At 36.9% G+C, this 13,633-nt stretch carries 16 protein-coding genes; 7 read left to right on the top strand and 9 right to left on the bottom strand.

From position 1 onward, the window contains the following. Positions 1-13: 13 nt before the first annotated feature. Together ACY9Z2_RS11935 and ACY9Z2_RS11930 are read left to right on the top strand one after the other, a co-directional pair. Entirely contained in the window at positions 14-157 is a 144-nt protein-coding gene (locus ACY9Z2_RS11935; protein WP_463609870.1) for a hypothetical protein, read from the top strand. Positions 158-284: 127 nt separating this feature from the next. After that, a complete protein-coding gene (locus tag ACY9Z2_RS11930; RefSeq protein WP_463609869.1) occupies positions 285-1,124 on the top strand; it encodes a manganese catalase in 840 nt (279 codons plus the stop codon). Positions 1,125-1,175: 51 nt separating this feature from the next. On the opposite strand, the gene ACY9Z2_RS11925 is transcribed toward ACY9Z2_RS11930, so the two are convergent. Further along, positions 1,176-2,015 (bottom strand): manganese catalase, encoded by an 840-nt coding sequence (locus ACY9Z2_RS11925; RefSeq protein ID WP_463609868.1) that lies wholly within the window; start codon positions 2,013-2,015, stop codon positions 1,176-1,178. A 124-nt stretch (positions 2,016-2,139) separates the two neighbouring features. On the opposite strand from ACY9Z2_RS11925, the gene ACY9Z2_RS11920 reads away from it, so the two are divergent. Together ACY9Z2_RS11920 and ACY9Z2_RS11915 are read left to right on the top strand one after the other, a co-directional pair. Continuing rightward, positions 2,140-2,835 carry a YetF domain-containing protein gene (locus ACY9Z2_RS11920; protein WP_463609867.1) on the top strand — a complete coding sequence of 232 codons (696 nt, stop codon included), beginning with the start codon at positions 2,140-2,142 and terminating at the stop codon, positions 2,833-2,835. Positions 2,836-2,854: 19 nt separating this feature from the next. Beyond that, positions 2,855-3,298, top strand: a complete 444-nt coding sequence (locus tag ACY9Z2_RS11915; RefSeq protein WP_463609866.1) for a YndM family protein — start codon at positions 2,855-2,857, stop codon at positions 3,296-3,298. A 27-nt stretch (positions 3,299-3,325) separates the two neighbouring features. On the opposite strand, the gene ACY9Z2_RS11910 is transcribed toward ACY9Z2_RS11915, so the two are convergent. Together ACY9Z2_RS11910 and ACY9Z2_RS11905 are read right to left on the bottom strand one after the other, a co-directional pair. Continuing rightward, positions 3,326-4,669, bottom strand: a complete 1,344-nt coding sequence (locus ACY9Z2_RS11910; protein ID WP_463609865.1) for a hydroxysqualene dehydroxylase — start codon at positions 4,667-4,669, stop codon at positions 3,326-3,328. A 121-nt stretch (positions 4,670-4,790) separates the two neighbouring features. Beyond that, complete coding sequence (locus ACY9Z2_RS11905; protein WP_463609955.1) at positions 4,791-5,168, bottom strand: GNAT family N-acetyltransferase; 378 nt, start codon at positions 5,166-5,168, stop codon at positions 4,791-4,793. A 254-nt stretch (positions 5,169-5,422) separates the two neighbouring features. On the opposite strand from ACY9Z2_RS11905, the gene ACY9Z2_RS11900 reads away from it, so the two are divergent. From ACY9Z2_RS11900 to ACY9Z2_RS11890, 3 genes are all read left to right on the top strand, one after another. After that, positions 5,423-5,830, top strand: coding sequence for a VOC family protein (locus tag ACY9Z2_RS11900; protein ID WP_463609864.1), 408 nt, complete (start codon positions 5,423-5,425; stop codon positions 5,828-5,830). 87 nt (positions 5,831-5,917) lie between these two features. Then, positions 5,918-6,415: a DinB family protein gene (locus tag ACY9Z2_RS11895; RefSeq protein WP_463609863.1), complete on the top strand. Its 498-nt coding sequence runs from the start codon at positions 5,918-5,920 to the stop codon at positions 6,413-6,415. 11 nt (positions 6,416-6,426) lie between these two features. After that, positions 6,427-6,909: an SRPBCC family protein gene (locus ACY9Z2_RS11890; protein ID WP_463609862.1), complete on the top strand. Its 483-nt coding sequence runs from the start codon at positions 6,427-6,429 to the stop codon at positions 6,907-6,909. A gap of 62 nt (positions 6,910-6,971) precedes the next feature. On the opposite strand, the gene ACY9Z2_RS11885 is transcribed toward ACY9Z2_RS11890, so the two are convergent. The 6 genes from ACY9Z2_RS11885 to ACY9Z2_RS11860 form a co-directional block, all read right to left on the bottom strand. Then, positions 6,972-7,421, bottom strand: coding sequence for a GNAT family N-acetyltransferase (locus tag ACY9Z2_RS11885; protein ID WP_463609861.1), 450 nt, complete (start codon positions 7,419-7,421; stop codon positions 6,972-6,974). A gap of 21 nt (positions 7,422-7,442) precedes the next feature. Beyond that, positions 7,443-8,060: an NUDIX hydrolase gene (locus tag ACY9Z2_RS11880; protein ID WP_463609860.1), complete on the bottom strand. Its 618-nt coding sequence runs from the start codon at positions 8,058-8,060 to the stop codon at positions 7,443-7,445. Next, positions 8,050-8,703 (bottom strand): HAD family hydrolase, encoded by a 654-nt coding sequence (locus ACY9Z2_RS11875; protein WP_463609954.1) that lies wholly within the window; start codon positions 8,701-8,703, stop codon positions 8,050-8,052. Before ACY9Z2_RS11875 ends, ACY9Z2_RS11880 begins: the two co-directional genes overlap by 11 nt. A gap of 24 nt (positions 8,704-8,727) precedes the next feature. Further along, positions 8,728-9,960 carry an MFS transporter gene (locus ACY9Z2_RS11870; protein ID WP_463609859.1) on the bottom strand — a complete coding sequence of 411 codons (1,233 nt, stop codon included), beginning with the start codon at positions 9,958-9,960 and terminating at the stop codon, positions 8,728-8,730. A 230-nt stretch (positions 9,961-10,190) separates the two neighbouring features. Further along, positions 10,191-12,026: an LTA synthase family protein gene (locus ACY9Z2_RS11865; RefSeq protein ID WP_463609858.1), complete on the bottom strand. Its 1,836-nt coding sequence runs from the start codon at positions 12,024-12,026 to the stop codon at positions 10,191-10,193. Next, positions 12,023-13,633 (bottom strand): aminotransferase class V-fold PLP-dependent enzyme, encoded by a 1,611-nt coding sequence (locus ACY9Z2_RS11860; protein WP_463609857.1) that lies wholly within the window; start codon positions 13,631-13,633, stop codon positions 12,023-12,025. Before ACY9Z2_RS11860 ends, ACY9Z2_RS11865 begins: the two co-directional genes overlap by 4 nt.

Raw genomic sequence — 13,633 nt, 5'->3', positions numbered from 1 at the left:
TGGAGGGTCAATTATGGATAACAAAGAAAGAAATCGGAACAACAATAACAACAATAACAAGCAAAACCAAGAGGTAGACAACGTTGAATTTGCAGATGAACTTCTAGATCTTGAAAAGAAAGTAAAAGATAACAAAAATAAAAATAACCAAAAGTAAATGGTGCCTAGTACTTTTCCAATATCGGAAAGTGCTAGGTACTTTTTTTCGGGACAGACACCTATTTCACTCCTCTTACATAAGGTAACAATTGTAATGTATGTACTTAACAAGGAGTGAATATGTAATGTTTTTTCATTCGAAAAAATTGCAGTATGAGGCACGAGTTACCCGTCCAGATCCAGAATACGCAAAAAAGCTCCAGGAGGTTCTAGGCGGCCAATGGGGAGAAATATCTGTTATGATGCAGTATCTCATGCAAGGCTTTAATGTAAGGGCTAACCCAAAGTATCGCGACTTACTTTTGGACATAGGTACTGAGGAAATTGCACATGTCGAAATTCTCTCTACATTAATTGCACGGTTATTAGATGATACGTCACTCGAAGCTTTGGAAGGACAAGAGAACGCTTATAAGACAGATCCAGCAGTGGCAGCAGTGTTAGGTGGGATGAATCCACAACATGCGATTGTCTCTGGGCTTGGTGCTATGCCATCTGATAGTGTAGGAAATAGATGGGCAGCAGATTATATTATTTCTAGTGGTAATTTGTTGGCTGATTTCCGGGCTAATTTAAATGCAGAATCCCAAGGACGGCTACAGGTAGCGCGTTTATATGAAATATCGGATGATCCGTTAGTTAAGGATACATTAAGCTTTCTTTTGGCACGGGACACTGCACATCAAAATCAATGGATTGAAGCAATTGGGGAACTAGTGGAAGAAGCCCAAGATGTCGTTGTTCCTACAACATTCCCTAGAGAATATGAAAAGCAAGAGGTAGCGTATGACTTTTATAATACCTCCATCGGACATGAAGATGCAGACGGCCCTTGGGCACAAGGTGTAGCACCAGACAGAAGAGGTACATTCAATTATGTGTCTAGGCCTGAACCGTACGGAAGTAAGGCTACACTTTCTCCAGCACCAATTGACGTTCATGATACCCCTCCATCTAGGGAATAGATAAATACTATTTAAAAAAGCCCTACCAGGGCTTTTTTGTTTATGAAATCTTTAATAATCAGCTGGATTTGCATTCGTTGGAGGAGTTCCATGAATGTATGGAGGTGCTGGATTTAACTTTGGGTTTTGACCCATTGCTTGTGGATCTCCATCATACTCAAAGTCTCCTTGTCCATCCATACTTTTACCACTAGCCCAGCGACCTTTACTACTTTCTTCACCCTCTGAAAAGTTCATGAATGAATAGGAAACCTCTTGTTTTTCAAATTGCTGTTTAAATGTAGCAGGCACAAGTGCCTTTTGACTTTGCTCAAGCTCCTCAATCGCTGCCATCCATTGATTTTGATGCATGGTATCTCTGGCAATTAAGAAGGAAAGCATATCGCGTACGCCTTTGTCTGTTGTACTTTCATACAACCTTACAACCTGTAGACGTCCTTGTGACTCTGCGTTTAGATTCGCCCTGAAGTCTGCGAGAAGGTTTCCACTTGCTATGGTATAACGCGAATTAAACGGGTAACCAGCACTATCAGTAGGTGTTGCACCTAAACCTGACACGATCGCATGCTGCGGATTCATACCACCTAATACTGCCCCAATCGCAGGGTCCTTGGCAGCTTGTTCTTGATCCTGAACAGGCGCATTGTCCAATAGTTGTGCAATCATCGTCGCCAGCATTTCAACATGAGCAATTTCCTCGGTGCCAATATCTAATAACATGTCACGATATTTTTGTTCCCCGCGACAGTTCCATCCTTGGAATAAGTACTGCATCATTACCGTCATTTCACCGTATTGCCCACCTAGTACCTCTTGAAGTTTTTTCGCATACACGGGATCAGGACGTTCTGGTTTTGCATTGTATTGAAGCTCTTTTTTATGATAGAACATATTTTCACGCTCCTATATTTGATTATTCATGATTAGAATAACCAAACATCCTGAACTTATGTACAGAATGAAAGGCTGTAAAATGGATAAGCTAACCTATGAAAACTTGGAAAGGAGTTAAACGATGGATCTACCATACTTACTATTACGACTTGCAATTGCTTTTTTCACTCTCTTAATCTTGACTAGGTTGATGGGGAGAAAAGAAATATCGCAAATGACCTTTTTTAACTTTATATCCGGTATTGCCATTGGTACAATTGGAGCCTCTTTGGCTATTGATTCTTCGTTAAGCATACAAAATGGGGTCATTGCTTTAGGTGTATGGAGTGCTTTTACTATCGCACTCGGAATTTTAGATGTTAAGTCAAAAACGGCTCGAAATGCAATCGAAGGACAACCATTAATTGTCGTCAAGCAAGGTGAAATAATGGAGGGTGCTTTACGAAAAGCACGTCTCAATGTAGACACGTTGAATGCTCTGCTACGTCAAAAAAATGTTTTCTCAATTACCGATGTAGAATACGCTATTTTTGAAACAAGTGGAAAATTATCCGTCATGAAAAAAGAAACAAAAATGCCTGTTACCAAAGCAGACATGAACATTCAGAAACATCCTGGAAGTTATCCAATTGAGACAGAAGTTATAGCGGATGGAAAAATAAATCAAGCTAATTTACGTAAACTAAACCTTAATAAAAAATGGTTGGATGAACAGCTAAAATTAGCTGGCGTTGATTCTGTATCAGATGTTTTTTATGCAGAGGTCCAAAAGGATGGCACATTAGCAATCGATTATACCGACGATATTTTACATTAAGACAGGAGGTGAACTTTAAATGAAATATGTAACAGCAATTCTAATTAAATTCGTACTAATGACAGGAGTTCTTTGGGTTACACTAGGACTAATATTTGGTGTTTCGTTTGGAAATATCCTTATCACAAGTGTCGTATTAACCGCAGTTTCGTTTGTTGTGGGCGATCTTGTAATGCTACCTAAGATCGGAAATATAGGTTCAGCAATGATGGACTTTGTTCTGACAGCAACTGGGATTTGGCTGTTAGGATTGGTATTATACGATGAACCAATAGATCTTGTTAACGCAGCTTTGGTGGCATCTACAGGTGTGGCACTTGGTGAGCTGCTTGTGCATTGGTTTATGAAAGTACGATTTATGGATGGAGAGGCAACCATGCCTGGCTATTATGACCGTGAGTTGAAGACAGAATTTAGCGAGGAAATTGAACCCAATACCAAGAAGAATCGAGAAGAAGAGTAATTTTAAGAGAGGAAAGTGAGAAATTCACTATTCCTCTTTTTCATTTAAAATAATTTTAGCTGCTTTTTGCCCTGATACCACTGCACCTTCCATTGTTGCAAAATAAGGTTGCATTGTATAGTCCCCAGCAAGGGTAAGTCCTTTAATCGGGGTTCGTTGTTCTGGTCTTAACCAGTTCTTTCCTGGCTCCAAGGAATGAAAATCATAGTGGTGGTCAATTTTCCGATAATCGATTACATTTTCTTCAAGTTCTATACCTAGTTTTTTTGCATCGGCTAGTACTACCTGCAATGTCTCCTCTGCTGACATTTGTAAAAACTTCTCAGGATTTGCTAATATAACGGATAACCTACCAGCAGATCTTCGAAAAGTAGTTCGAGATTGCTCTGCAAAGCTAGATAAGCAGGTATTTGGTCCAAAAGTCGTAATATCCTTCGTCAGAGCTGGTTGCATTAAATCCATTTGAAGAGTTGACGCAGGCATGACGTCTAACTGAAGCATTGGCTTAAACCACGGATGTTCACCAAAGTCAGGCTTCACCAGTTGTTTCGCAGTATGTAACGTTGTTGCCACAACCGTATGAGTGCCTTTAATAATTTTTCCATCTTCTGTTTCTACCCCCACCACTCGTCGATTATCTGTAGTTAGATGTGTTACTTTGTGTCCTGTCTTAACAATCCCACCTCGTTTTTCAATCGCATTAGCAATTGGTTGGCACATAATCTCAGTCATCCCTCCTAAAAAAGCGCCGATACGCATTTTTGGAAACTTCGGGATCCCAGGTGCGAATAATCCAAAGAAAACATATGCCGAGTAACGCTCTGGTGGTAAAAAAAATAGACCAGAGCTTAGCGGAACTAACAAGTGTTGGAACGCCTTTTCGGTTACGCCGTGCTTACTGGCATACTCTCGTACACTACACTTATCTAACTTTTTTGGGTGCAAAACATAATCCTTATAACCACTTAAGAAAAAAGATATCAACGAAGCTTTATCCCGGGGAGATATGATCGAATTATTCCCTATTATCCCCCGGATTGTTTTGATTGGACCAAAAAAAGGCGCTAACCCTATTTTCGCGACTTGTTTACTATGGCTAATGCGTATTTCAACTTTTTCTTCCCAGGTGAAAATATCGTTTAATTTAATTCCAGCTTTTCTCAATAATTTTGGCATCGCAGAATAAAAACCAATATATCGGTGGAATCCTGACTCCACTTCCATTCCATCATCCTGATAAGAGGAGGTTCTGCCACCTACTACAGGCTCTGCTTCTAAAAGAATAACTTTTTTTCCTTTATTAGCTAGTTCAAAAGCACAAGTTAAACCCGCCAGGCCAGCCCCTATAATTATCACATCATAATTTTCCATCAACTACACCACAATCTTTTTACCTATACTTTGTCCGCTTGACTAAACTTTATGTATCCTGAAGGTCATAAGCTAGATTTCGTGATTCAAAAGAAAACGCCTCCCATAAAGGGTAGCGTTTTTATTCTAGATGGAGAATGTAGTTCACAAATTTATGTGTTTCACCATTCCATTTTAATACATCTTTCGCATTTAACTCTGTTTTTCTAAAATTGTTTCGTTCTAAAACCAATTGCGATCCCCTATTTGTTGTTGTCGTTTTTGCATATATCGTTCTTACTGGAATTGTTTTTGCCTCTTCGATCAGCTTACCTAATGCATCTGTTGCCATCCCTTTCCCAGCATATTTCTCAGCAATTCTATAACCCAGATGAGCAGATTGGTTGTCTTCATCAATATCAACCAAGTTTATTCTACCTATTATGTCCTGTTCATTGTCCCTGATTAGATAGAAATGGCACAATCCTTCTGCTTGTTCCTTTAATAAATCTAGATGGATCGAATAGTAACTCTCATATGTGAAATAATCTTTAGATCAAGTACTCCTTGTTTTCACACTCAAACTTAAACACTTCTCTTGCATCTTCTTCACACATTTTTTGAATGTATATGTACATCATTCTTTCTCCTAACCCAAAAATGTAATTTTCCAGTCTAATTATACATCTGACACACAATAATTTTATTATAAAAAGCAGGAATTTGGAATGTTTTACCGAATTATAGATTGGTAAAAAGAAAGGGATGATAATGATGGCACTTCAAGGACGCCAAACCTATATTAATCTTCCTGTACGTGACTTAAATAAATCGGTGGAATTTTTTACAGCTATTGGTTTTGAATTCAACAAGAAATATACCGATGAAAACGCAACGTGCATGATCATCAATGAAAATACCTTTGTGATGCTTTTGGTTGAGGAGTTTTTCAAAGGATTCACAAAGAAAGAGCTTGTTGACGCTACAAAAAGTACCGAAGTAATTATGGCACTGTCAGCAGACAGTAGAGAACATGTTGATGAAATTGTTAACAAGGCACTAGCTGCTGGTGGCAAAGAATCCAATGACCCGTCTGATAACGGCTTTATGTACACACGGAGTTTTCAAGATATAGACGGTCATCTCTGGGAAGTCATGTTTATGGACGACGATGCTGCGTGATGAGATTTGTAAAAGTTTTTGAATATGGGAATTAAATTTGTTTCCGAATGAAGAAAGTTATCTTGGATTTTTTAGGAGTGAAAAACAATGAGTGAATTAAAAAAACAGTACGACTGGATTCGTCTTACAAGGGACAAATTGTTTCGATATTGTGAGAGCATAACGAAAGAAGATTATATAAAAGAACTTGATAGTTTCGGCTGGGGGTCCATTCGCAACCTACATGTTCATGTTGCCGAATGCTATCAATCATGGCTCGCCAATTTCGGTCTTAAGAAAGGAATTACCTTAGCAACCCCTGACCAGGCTGACAATGTTCAAGACATGCGAAGAATTTTTAAGGAAATAGATGAACTCGTATATGAATTCCTTAATGAATTCGATGGTAATTGGGACATTGGCATTATGGGACCAGTATCCTGGCAAGATGAAGATGTAGAATTAACTCCATTATGGCTATATACGCATACTTCTACACATGAATTCCATCATAAGGGACAAATTGTTTCGATGAGCAGGCAATTAGGTTATACACCAGATGATACGGATTTGATAGAGCCGGAGATGTTACCTACAAATTTTTAGGAGGAAAAAAATTGAATACGAAATATAAAGAATTAACAAACTCCATAACGATTAATGCTCCAATAAACCTCGTTTGGCATGCTTGGACTTTATCAGACCGAGTTTCTGCTTGGTTTGCACCAAAAGCAATTATAGAAGCTACTACAGGAGGAGCTTTTGAATTATATTTCGTACCAGATAACACAGACGGAATGAATACGAAGGATTGTAAGATATTAAGCTTGAAAAATGAAGAAGAACTGATATTTACATGGAAAGGACCTGATCAGTTTGCTGATTTCATGAATCAGAATGATGAATTGACAGTTGTAAAGGTTATTTTTGAGAATATTGATTCAGAAACTACTAAAGTAACTGTGTTCCATAAAGGATTTAAAGAAGATGAAGGTTGGTCAGAAGCATTTAGTTGGCATGAAATGGCTTGGACTGGTGTTCTTAACAGCTTAAAATCAGCTCTTGAGAAAGGGGAAGGAGAACTTTGCTGTCAGCCATAAAAACCATCTGTTTTTTGACAGATGGTTTTTACACCAGTTAATACCTCATAAAAAAACAATTTCTATAATTCCAAAACAACAGCCATTTCCTTACCAAATCGATCTCCATTATCGACAAATCCTAAGCTTGCGTAAAGGCTATGTGCTCCGCTATTTTCAGGGTGGTAACCAACAACAATTCTTTTTGCATTAGGAAGCTTGGCCATTTCCTCGATCATTAGCTGGGTAGCAATTTTTCCAATCCCTTGTTGTTGATAGTTTTTATCGATCATGATTCGATAAATCCAATAACCACCCAGCTCTTCTTCCATCGTATTGAACATGAGGAAACCAACAGTTTTTTCTTCTAGCTTTATGGCATATGGCTTTAATGAAGGCTCATATTTTGATTGAGCAATAGATACCGCATTTGATTCTATGTAAGTTGCTTGTTTTTCAGATACCTCTAACGTACAGCATTCGTACCAATTCTCTGCATTTAATTCAACTAAATTAATCATATTGTTATTCATTTTTTCCTCTTTTCCAGATTATTAATCTATTATAGTCTCTACCTCTGGGTTTTTCATATAATCAAATAGCATCCCGATTTGCTTTTCCGTATTTCTTCCAGTAGAAAGCCTGGGTAAATTATTTTCAGCAAAAAATTGAACACCACTCGTTTCTACCCCATTCATTGCTTGTCCTCCAACAATCTCGCAATGAATAAATAATTTGTAAAAATGGTATGGCAATGGTGGGTGATCATGTTTATTCGTGTCCAGTAACGCGACAAACTTTTTGTAAACAACGTCGAAACCAGACTCCTCTTTAATTTCCTTTATAATATTTTCAGAAGGTGACAGTTCTATATCACAAAATCCACCAGGCAGAGACCATCTATCATCGATCTTTTCTCTAACAAGTAAGATTTTTTCATTTTGAAAAACCACTCCACGTACATCTACTTTCGGTGTTTGATACCCTGTTTCGTTGGTGAATAATTCCTGAACTTTTTCCATCTTAAGTCCAGTGTATTCTTTCATAATTTCAACGCTAATGCTACGTAGTTCTTCATATCGTTCTCTATCGTATACATCTTTTGAAAAAGCTAACCCCGCCTGAGACAAAGATTGAATTCGCTTAGCCCATTCCAGCCATTTATGACTCACGAAAGACACCTTCTTCTAAATAATCTATGAAACTTTCAACACTGTTATAATTTACATCAGGCTGGGTTGAAAATTCTATTGTTTGATATTCAGGTAACCAGTGAACACCAATTGTAAAAACCTTTGCCTGTTTTCCTGCTTGTATGTCCGCTTCACTATCCCCAACGAACATAGCTTCATTATTATCTATCCCTAAGAAAGATAATGCCTTATGTACACCCTCTGGATTTGGCTTTGGCTTTGTAACATCGTCACCTGTAATGATTACATCAAAATAGTCTTCCATTTGGAGAACTTTTAACGAAATATCCAAGCTTCTTCTTGCCTTACCAGTTACAATACCTAGCTTCATGTTTTTATCTTTTAGAAATTGTAATAACCTATCAATTTTAGAATTTCGTTCAACTAATTGTGCATGGCCCTCTAAATATTTTTCATAATACAGTTCTATTGCGTTCTCTTTATTTTCATTAAATAGATTCTCTTTAATAATACCAGTTTCAGATGGACCAAACATCGTTCTTATTTCCTCGGCAGACAGTTCCTTGCCATCGAATTCCTTAAAGACATTTTGAAATGCGTAGTAACATATAGGTAACGTGTTTGCGAGAGTTCCATCAAAGTCAAAAATAATAGCTTTGATAAGATCACTTCCTTCTAATAATTTTTATTGAACATTTTCCACCTCATCAAAATAAGCTTCACGTGATGGCTTATTAATCATCAAAATCTGGAACAAACTAATGAATACAATAAGAATGGACGCAGCAATTATACTATAACGGAGTGGAACAATTTCCCCTGTAAAGCCAATTAGCAAAATGAATAGAATTTGAAGAACACTTTGAAATGTTCCATAAACACTTGAAATTCTGCCCATGATATCAATCGGAACGTTATTTTGATAAAAGGTCATAAACCCTGTATTGGAAAATGCATTGAAGTATCCCAAAATAATAAAACCGATAGCTACTGACCAGAATGAGAAAGAAAAAGCATAAATGAGATAGCCTACTGCTACCATCAGATAACCTAGACCCATTAATAGCTTAATAGACATTTTTTTCGCTAAAAAAGATACAGTTATTGCCCCCACTATTGATCCTGCACCAGTGATACTAATTAACATACCAAAGTCCGCTTCAGATAAATGTAAAACCTGTTGTGTAAACACTACCTCCTGCGAATCCATGCCTAGTGCGACAACCATGAAAAATTGAGCAAGAAAATAGATGATGACAATGTATGAATGATTCCGGCTAAAGTGCACAACCTCTTTCCAGTCGTTTCTTAGCATACCTAAAGTAAATGTGGAGGCGTCTTCTATTTTCTCCCTTACTTCTATATTAGGGAGGAGATACAACATGAATGCTGACACACCAAATGAAGCAGCATTAATCCATATGGCCATCTCAGCTGTTGTTAATAACAATAATACGCCCGCAATGGCTGGACCAACTAAAAATGCTCCAGACGTTATAAGACTTCGGTAAGAGTTAAATTGTTTTCGTTGTTCTTTCGGGATGAGTTTAGTGATGTAAGTCATGGATGTGGGATCAAAAAATGCTTTTGAGACGGATAGGAAAAATAAAAATATGTATATAAGCCAAATGGAATCTAAGAATGGGATAACGAATACGAATATTGCTCGGATAATGTCTGTAACGATCATTAGATTGCGCTTATTCATGCGATCGATTAAGCTTCCTGACCAGAATTTAGTGAGAATCGACGCAATCGGGCCCATAATCCATAATCCTGCGACCGCTGCAGGCGAACCAGTCATATGAATGACTAATATATTGATAGCTACTAGGTAAATAAAATCACCAAGTGTAGAAATCCCTACACCAAATAGTAAAAGGAACGAATCTCGTTTTGTCTGGGAATACCAATTCACTTTTAAACCACTCCCCCGATCATCGTATGTTCTAGAATAAGTTGGCATGTGCTTTATTTTAGCATACTCTTCTCATTTATTTCTTTTTAATCGGTGAAATTCTATCTTGGTCAGCAAAATGGTGAAAAAATAATCAATAAGTACATAGAACCCATGTCTATTTAGGACAAGCATTCTATGTACTTTGGTTTGAATAACATTAATTAACACTTTTAGGTTTGTAAGATTTTCTACTCAATAAACCGCAATAAATCCCCTAATATAATGTCATCAGAGAGTTCTAATTGATTCCGAACAATATCTAGATAAGGAGAACAACTTTTGTCATCTACCGCTTTGTTAGAACTTCTGTCATAACATACATTATTTATATAGGCATAATCTTCTGATACCATACTTCCATCCCTAAAAATGACTGGTTTATCACTATCCCTAGTAAATAAACTTTGACTAAAAGCCATTTGATGATCAGTATTTATGCCAAGTAGATGTAAAATGGTAGCCCGAATGTCAATTTCTCCACCAATTCTATCGATTGTCTTACCTTCATTACCAGGGATGTGGATAATTAATGGAACCTGTTGTAATTCTAAATGGTTGAGCGGAGTAGCTTCTTGATTCAATAGTTCGTGAACACCCGCTTCGTATTTCTTTGATATTCCATAATGATCACCGTATATGACAAACATAGTATCTTTGTACATATCCTTTTCTTTTAATAACTCAAAAAATCGTTTCAATGCTTGGTCTTCGTACCTAACAGTTGTAACATAACGATTTACTACTTCCACATTTGTATTGGCTGGTTTTATTGTTCGATCATCTTTCTTTAGTAGAAATGGGAAGTGGTTGGTTAACGTAATAAACTTCGCCATGTATGGTTCGTTGAGTTCGGATAGTTCATCCATTGACTGTTCAAAAAATGGAATATCTTTAATTCCATAGTTTATCGAGTTTTCTTCGGTTACCTCGTAATACTTTTTAGAGAAGAAATAGTCATAGCCGAGGTTCTGATACATTTGATCTCTGTTCCAGAAATCCGCTACATTACCATGAAATGTAGCAACTGTATAGTCATCGTTTTTCTTTAACAAATACGGAAGGGATTCAAACGTATTCTCAGGACGACGAACAAAAACAGAACCACTCGGTAGTGGGTAAAGCCCTGTATCGATCATGAATTCTGCATCAGATGTTTTTCCTTGTGCTGTTTGATCATAGATATTAGAAAAATAATAGCTATCCTTAATTAAATCATTAAGAAATGGCGTAATTTCTTCTCCATTAACCGATTGATTTATAACAAAATTTTGTGTTGACTCTAAACTAATTAACACAAGGTTTTTCCCACTAGCCATTCCGAATAGATCCGTTCGTTTATTCGGCTTTTCTTTTATATAACGATTAACTTTTTTAGCATCTGATTGATCAGCTAATGCAAGTTGAATTGGTGCCTTTATTCCATAAGCAATATTGACCAACTGATAGTTATAAAGACCAATCGATTCTACCAATTGTTCACGATCATATCCTGTTTTAAGCAGATGAGGATATTGGAATACAGCTAAGCCAAAGGTTAATGCTATCACCGCTATGCTAGTAAAGGCATACTTTTTTCTATTGGGACGCTGAATTTGTTGTCTTCTGTTTTTCAAAATGACGTAGCCAATGATGAAAATGTCGATGACAATAAAGATATCATATGGGGAAAGCAGTTCTAGCGTACTCGGACCAAGGCCCCCAACATTGTTTATTTGGAGCAAAACGGATACCGTAACAAAATCAATATAAAAACGATAATAAAGTAGATTTGCGTATAAAAGCCCTGTTACTAAGATGTAGATGACAAGTAAACTGACTAGATGAACACGTTTACTGAATAAAAAACTTAGTCCGATAAATAACATAACTGTACCCACAGGACTTATAATTAACAAAACAATATCAATCCAAGAGGAAATCGTTAAATCGAAACAAAGCACTGTTACAAGTACCGTTTTTAAACATAAAATGAATACAGTTGCTGCAAGTAAATGATTCGTTAGAAAGGTCGTTATTTTTTTCATTTATTCATTTCCTTGACTTTTGTCTGTAATTTAAATTGTTCCGTAATATGATGAATTGCTTTTAAGACATTTGTCTCATTCTGCTCACCCATAAGGGCTATCTGGAACCAGTTTCGTTTCAATAAATAACCACTTTCATAACTTACATGTATACCTTCAGACTTTAATTGGTCTCCAAAGTCTTTCGAATCTATTTTTTCTGGTAAACAAATTGTGATGACTCCTGGCGAATAGTTATCACCTTTAAATACATCCAAATTAGAAGCACTTAAAAGATGAGAGACCTTTTCGGCAAGCATATCTTTTGCTGATTGTTGATTACATAAAGCGGCATGTAAAGCCTTTAAGCCATTGGAAGAGTGTGTAAATGGAATACTGTCATTCATTTCGTACTTTCCAACATCTAAATAACTCGGAATTCTTTCATTCGGTAAAATATTTAATTGATGAAACACAAGGGCAAGTCCAGGGTATGATGCTAGTCCTTTTCCACTGACGGACGTTGCCAGATAAACATCCGATAAGTCAACAGGTATGACACCAAGGCTACTGCAAGCATCGAGACAGAGATGAACATGATGTTTTTTACATAGTTGCTTTAACTGTTCCAACGGATATATGTAGCCTGTGGAAGTTTCACAATGAACAGACCAAAGCCAGCTAATCTCTGGATGATTCGATAAAACTTGTTCCATCTCTTCGATGGAAATCACAGTATTCCATTCTTTTTTTATCGTTTTAAAATGAAGTCCAAAGCGAGTAGCCTGATTAATTAGCCGTTCGCCAAATTCACCATTTGCTAGAATCAATCCTTTTCCAGAAAGTAACGATAACTGACCAGCAACCATATCATTAGCTAGCGTTCCTGTTCCAACTACAATTTCCACATGATTTGCGTTCGTTAGACTAAATAATTGGTCTTTTACTGCTCTGACAGTGCTTTGGCATGCTGTAGATCGATGAGATATTGCCGATTCTTGCCATGCTTTTTTCACTTCCTCATTAACTTCGACGGGGCCAGGGAGAAAATTTTGATAAAATTTTTTCTCATGTCGTTCGATTAATCTTTGGAAGACCTTTGAAGCTCGTTCAAAGTTTTCCTTCGTTAAGTACATTGGTTGATATGGCGCTTCTTCTGTTCCAACCAGTGGACCGAATGATTGAAAGCCTAAATGCTTATATAATTTTGCCTGACGCGTCGTTCCAGAAATTAACGCCATGGAATACCCTTTTTCTAGGCAACACGCTACTAATTTCTCACATAGTCCATAAAAAACTCTTCCACCACGATATGCCTCTTTTATCGAAAGCAGTCTTACTTCGCAGGCAAGCATCTTTTCAGAAAAATAAGCATCAAGGTTTTCAAGTTTTTGATCTAATGAAAACGGCCTGTTTCCCTTTACCGAAATCATACCGATTACTTCATTTTCTTTTTTCGCAATAATATATGTATTTTCTTCATTAAATCGATCAATTAGTTTTTTCGATTCATTTGCACTATGTTGTGGTATTTCTTCTACAAAAGTTTGATAATTTAACGCATGAATTTGGTCAAATTCGTTTTCATTATCTGCCAATTTGAACAAAATTGGTGTAGCATCCCTCAT

Source organism: Virgibacillus sp. GM2-2, assembly GCF_055329585.1.
This window is presented reverse-complemented; position numbering and strand designations above follow the sequence as displayed.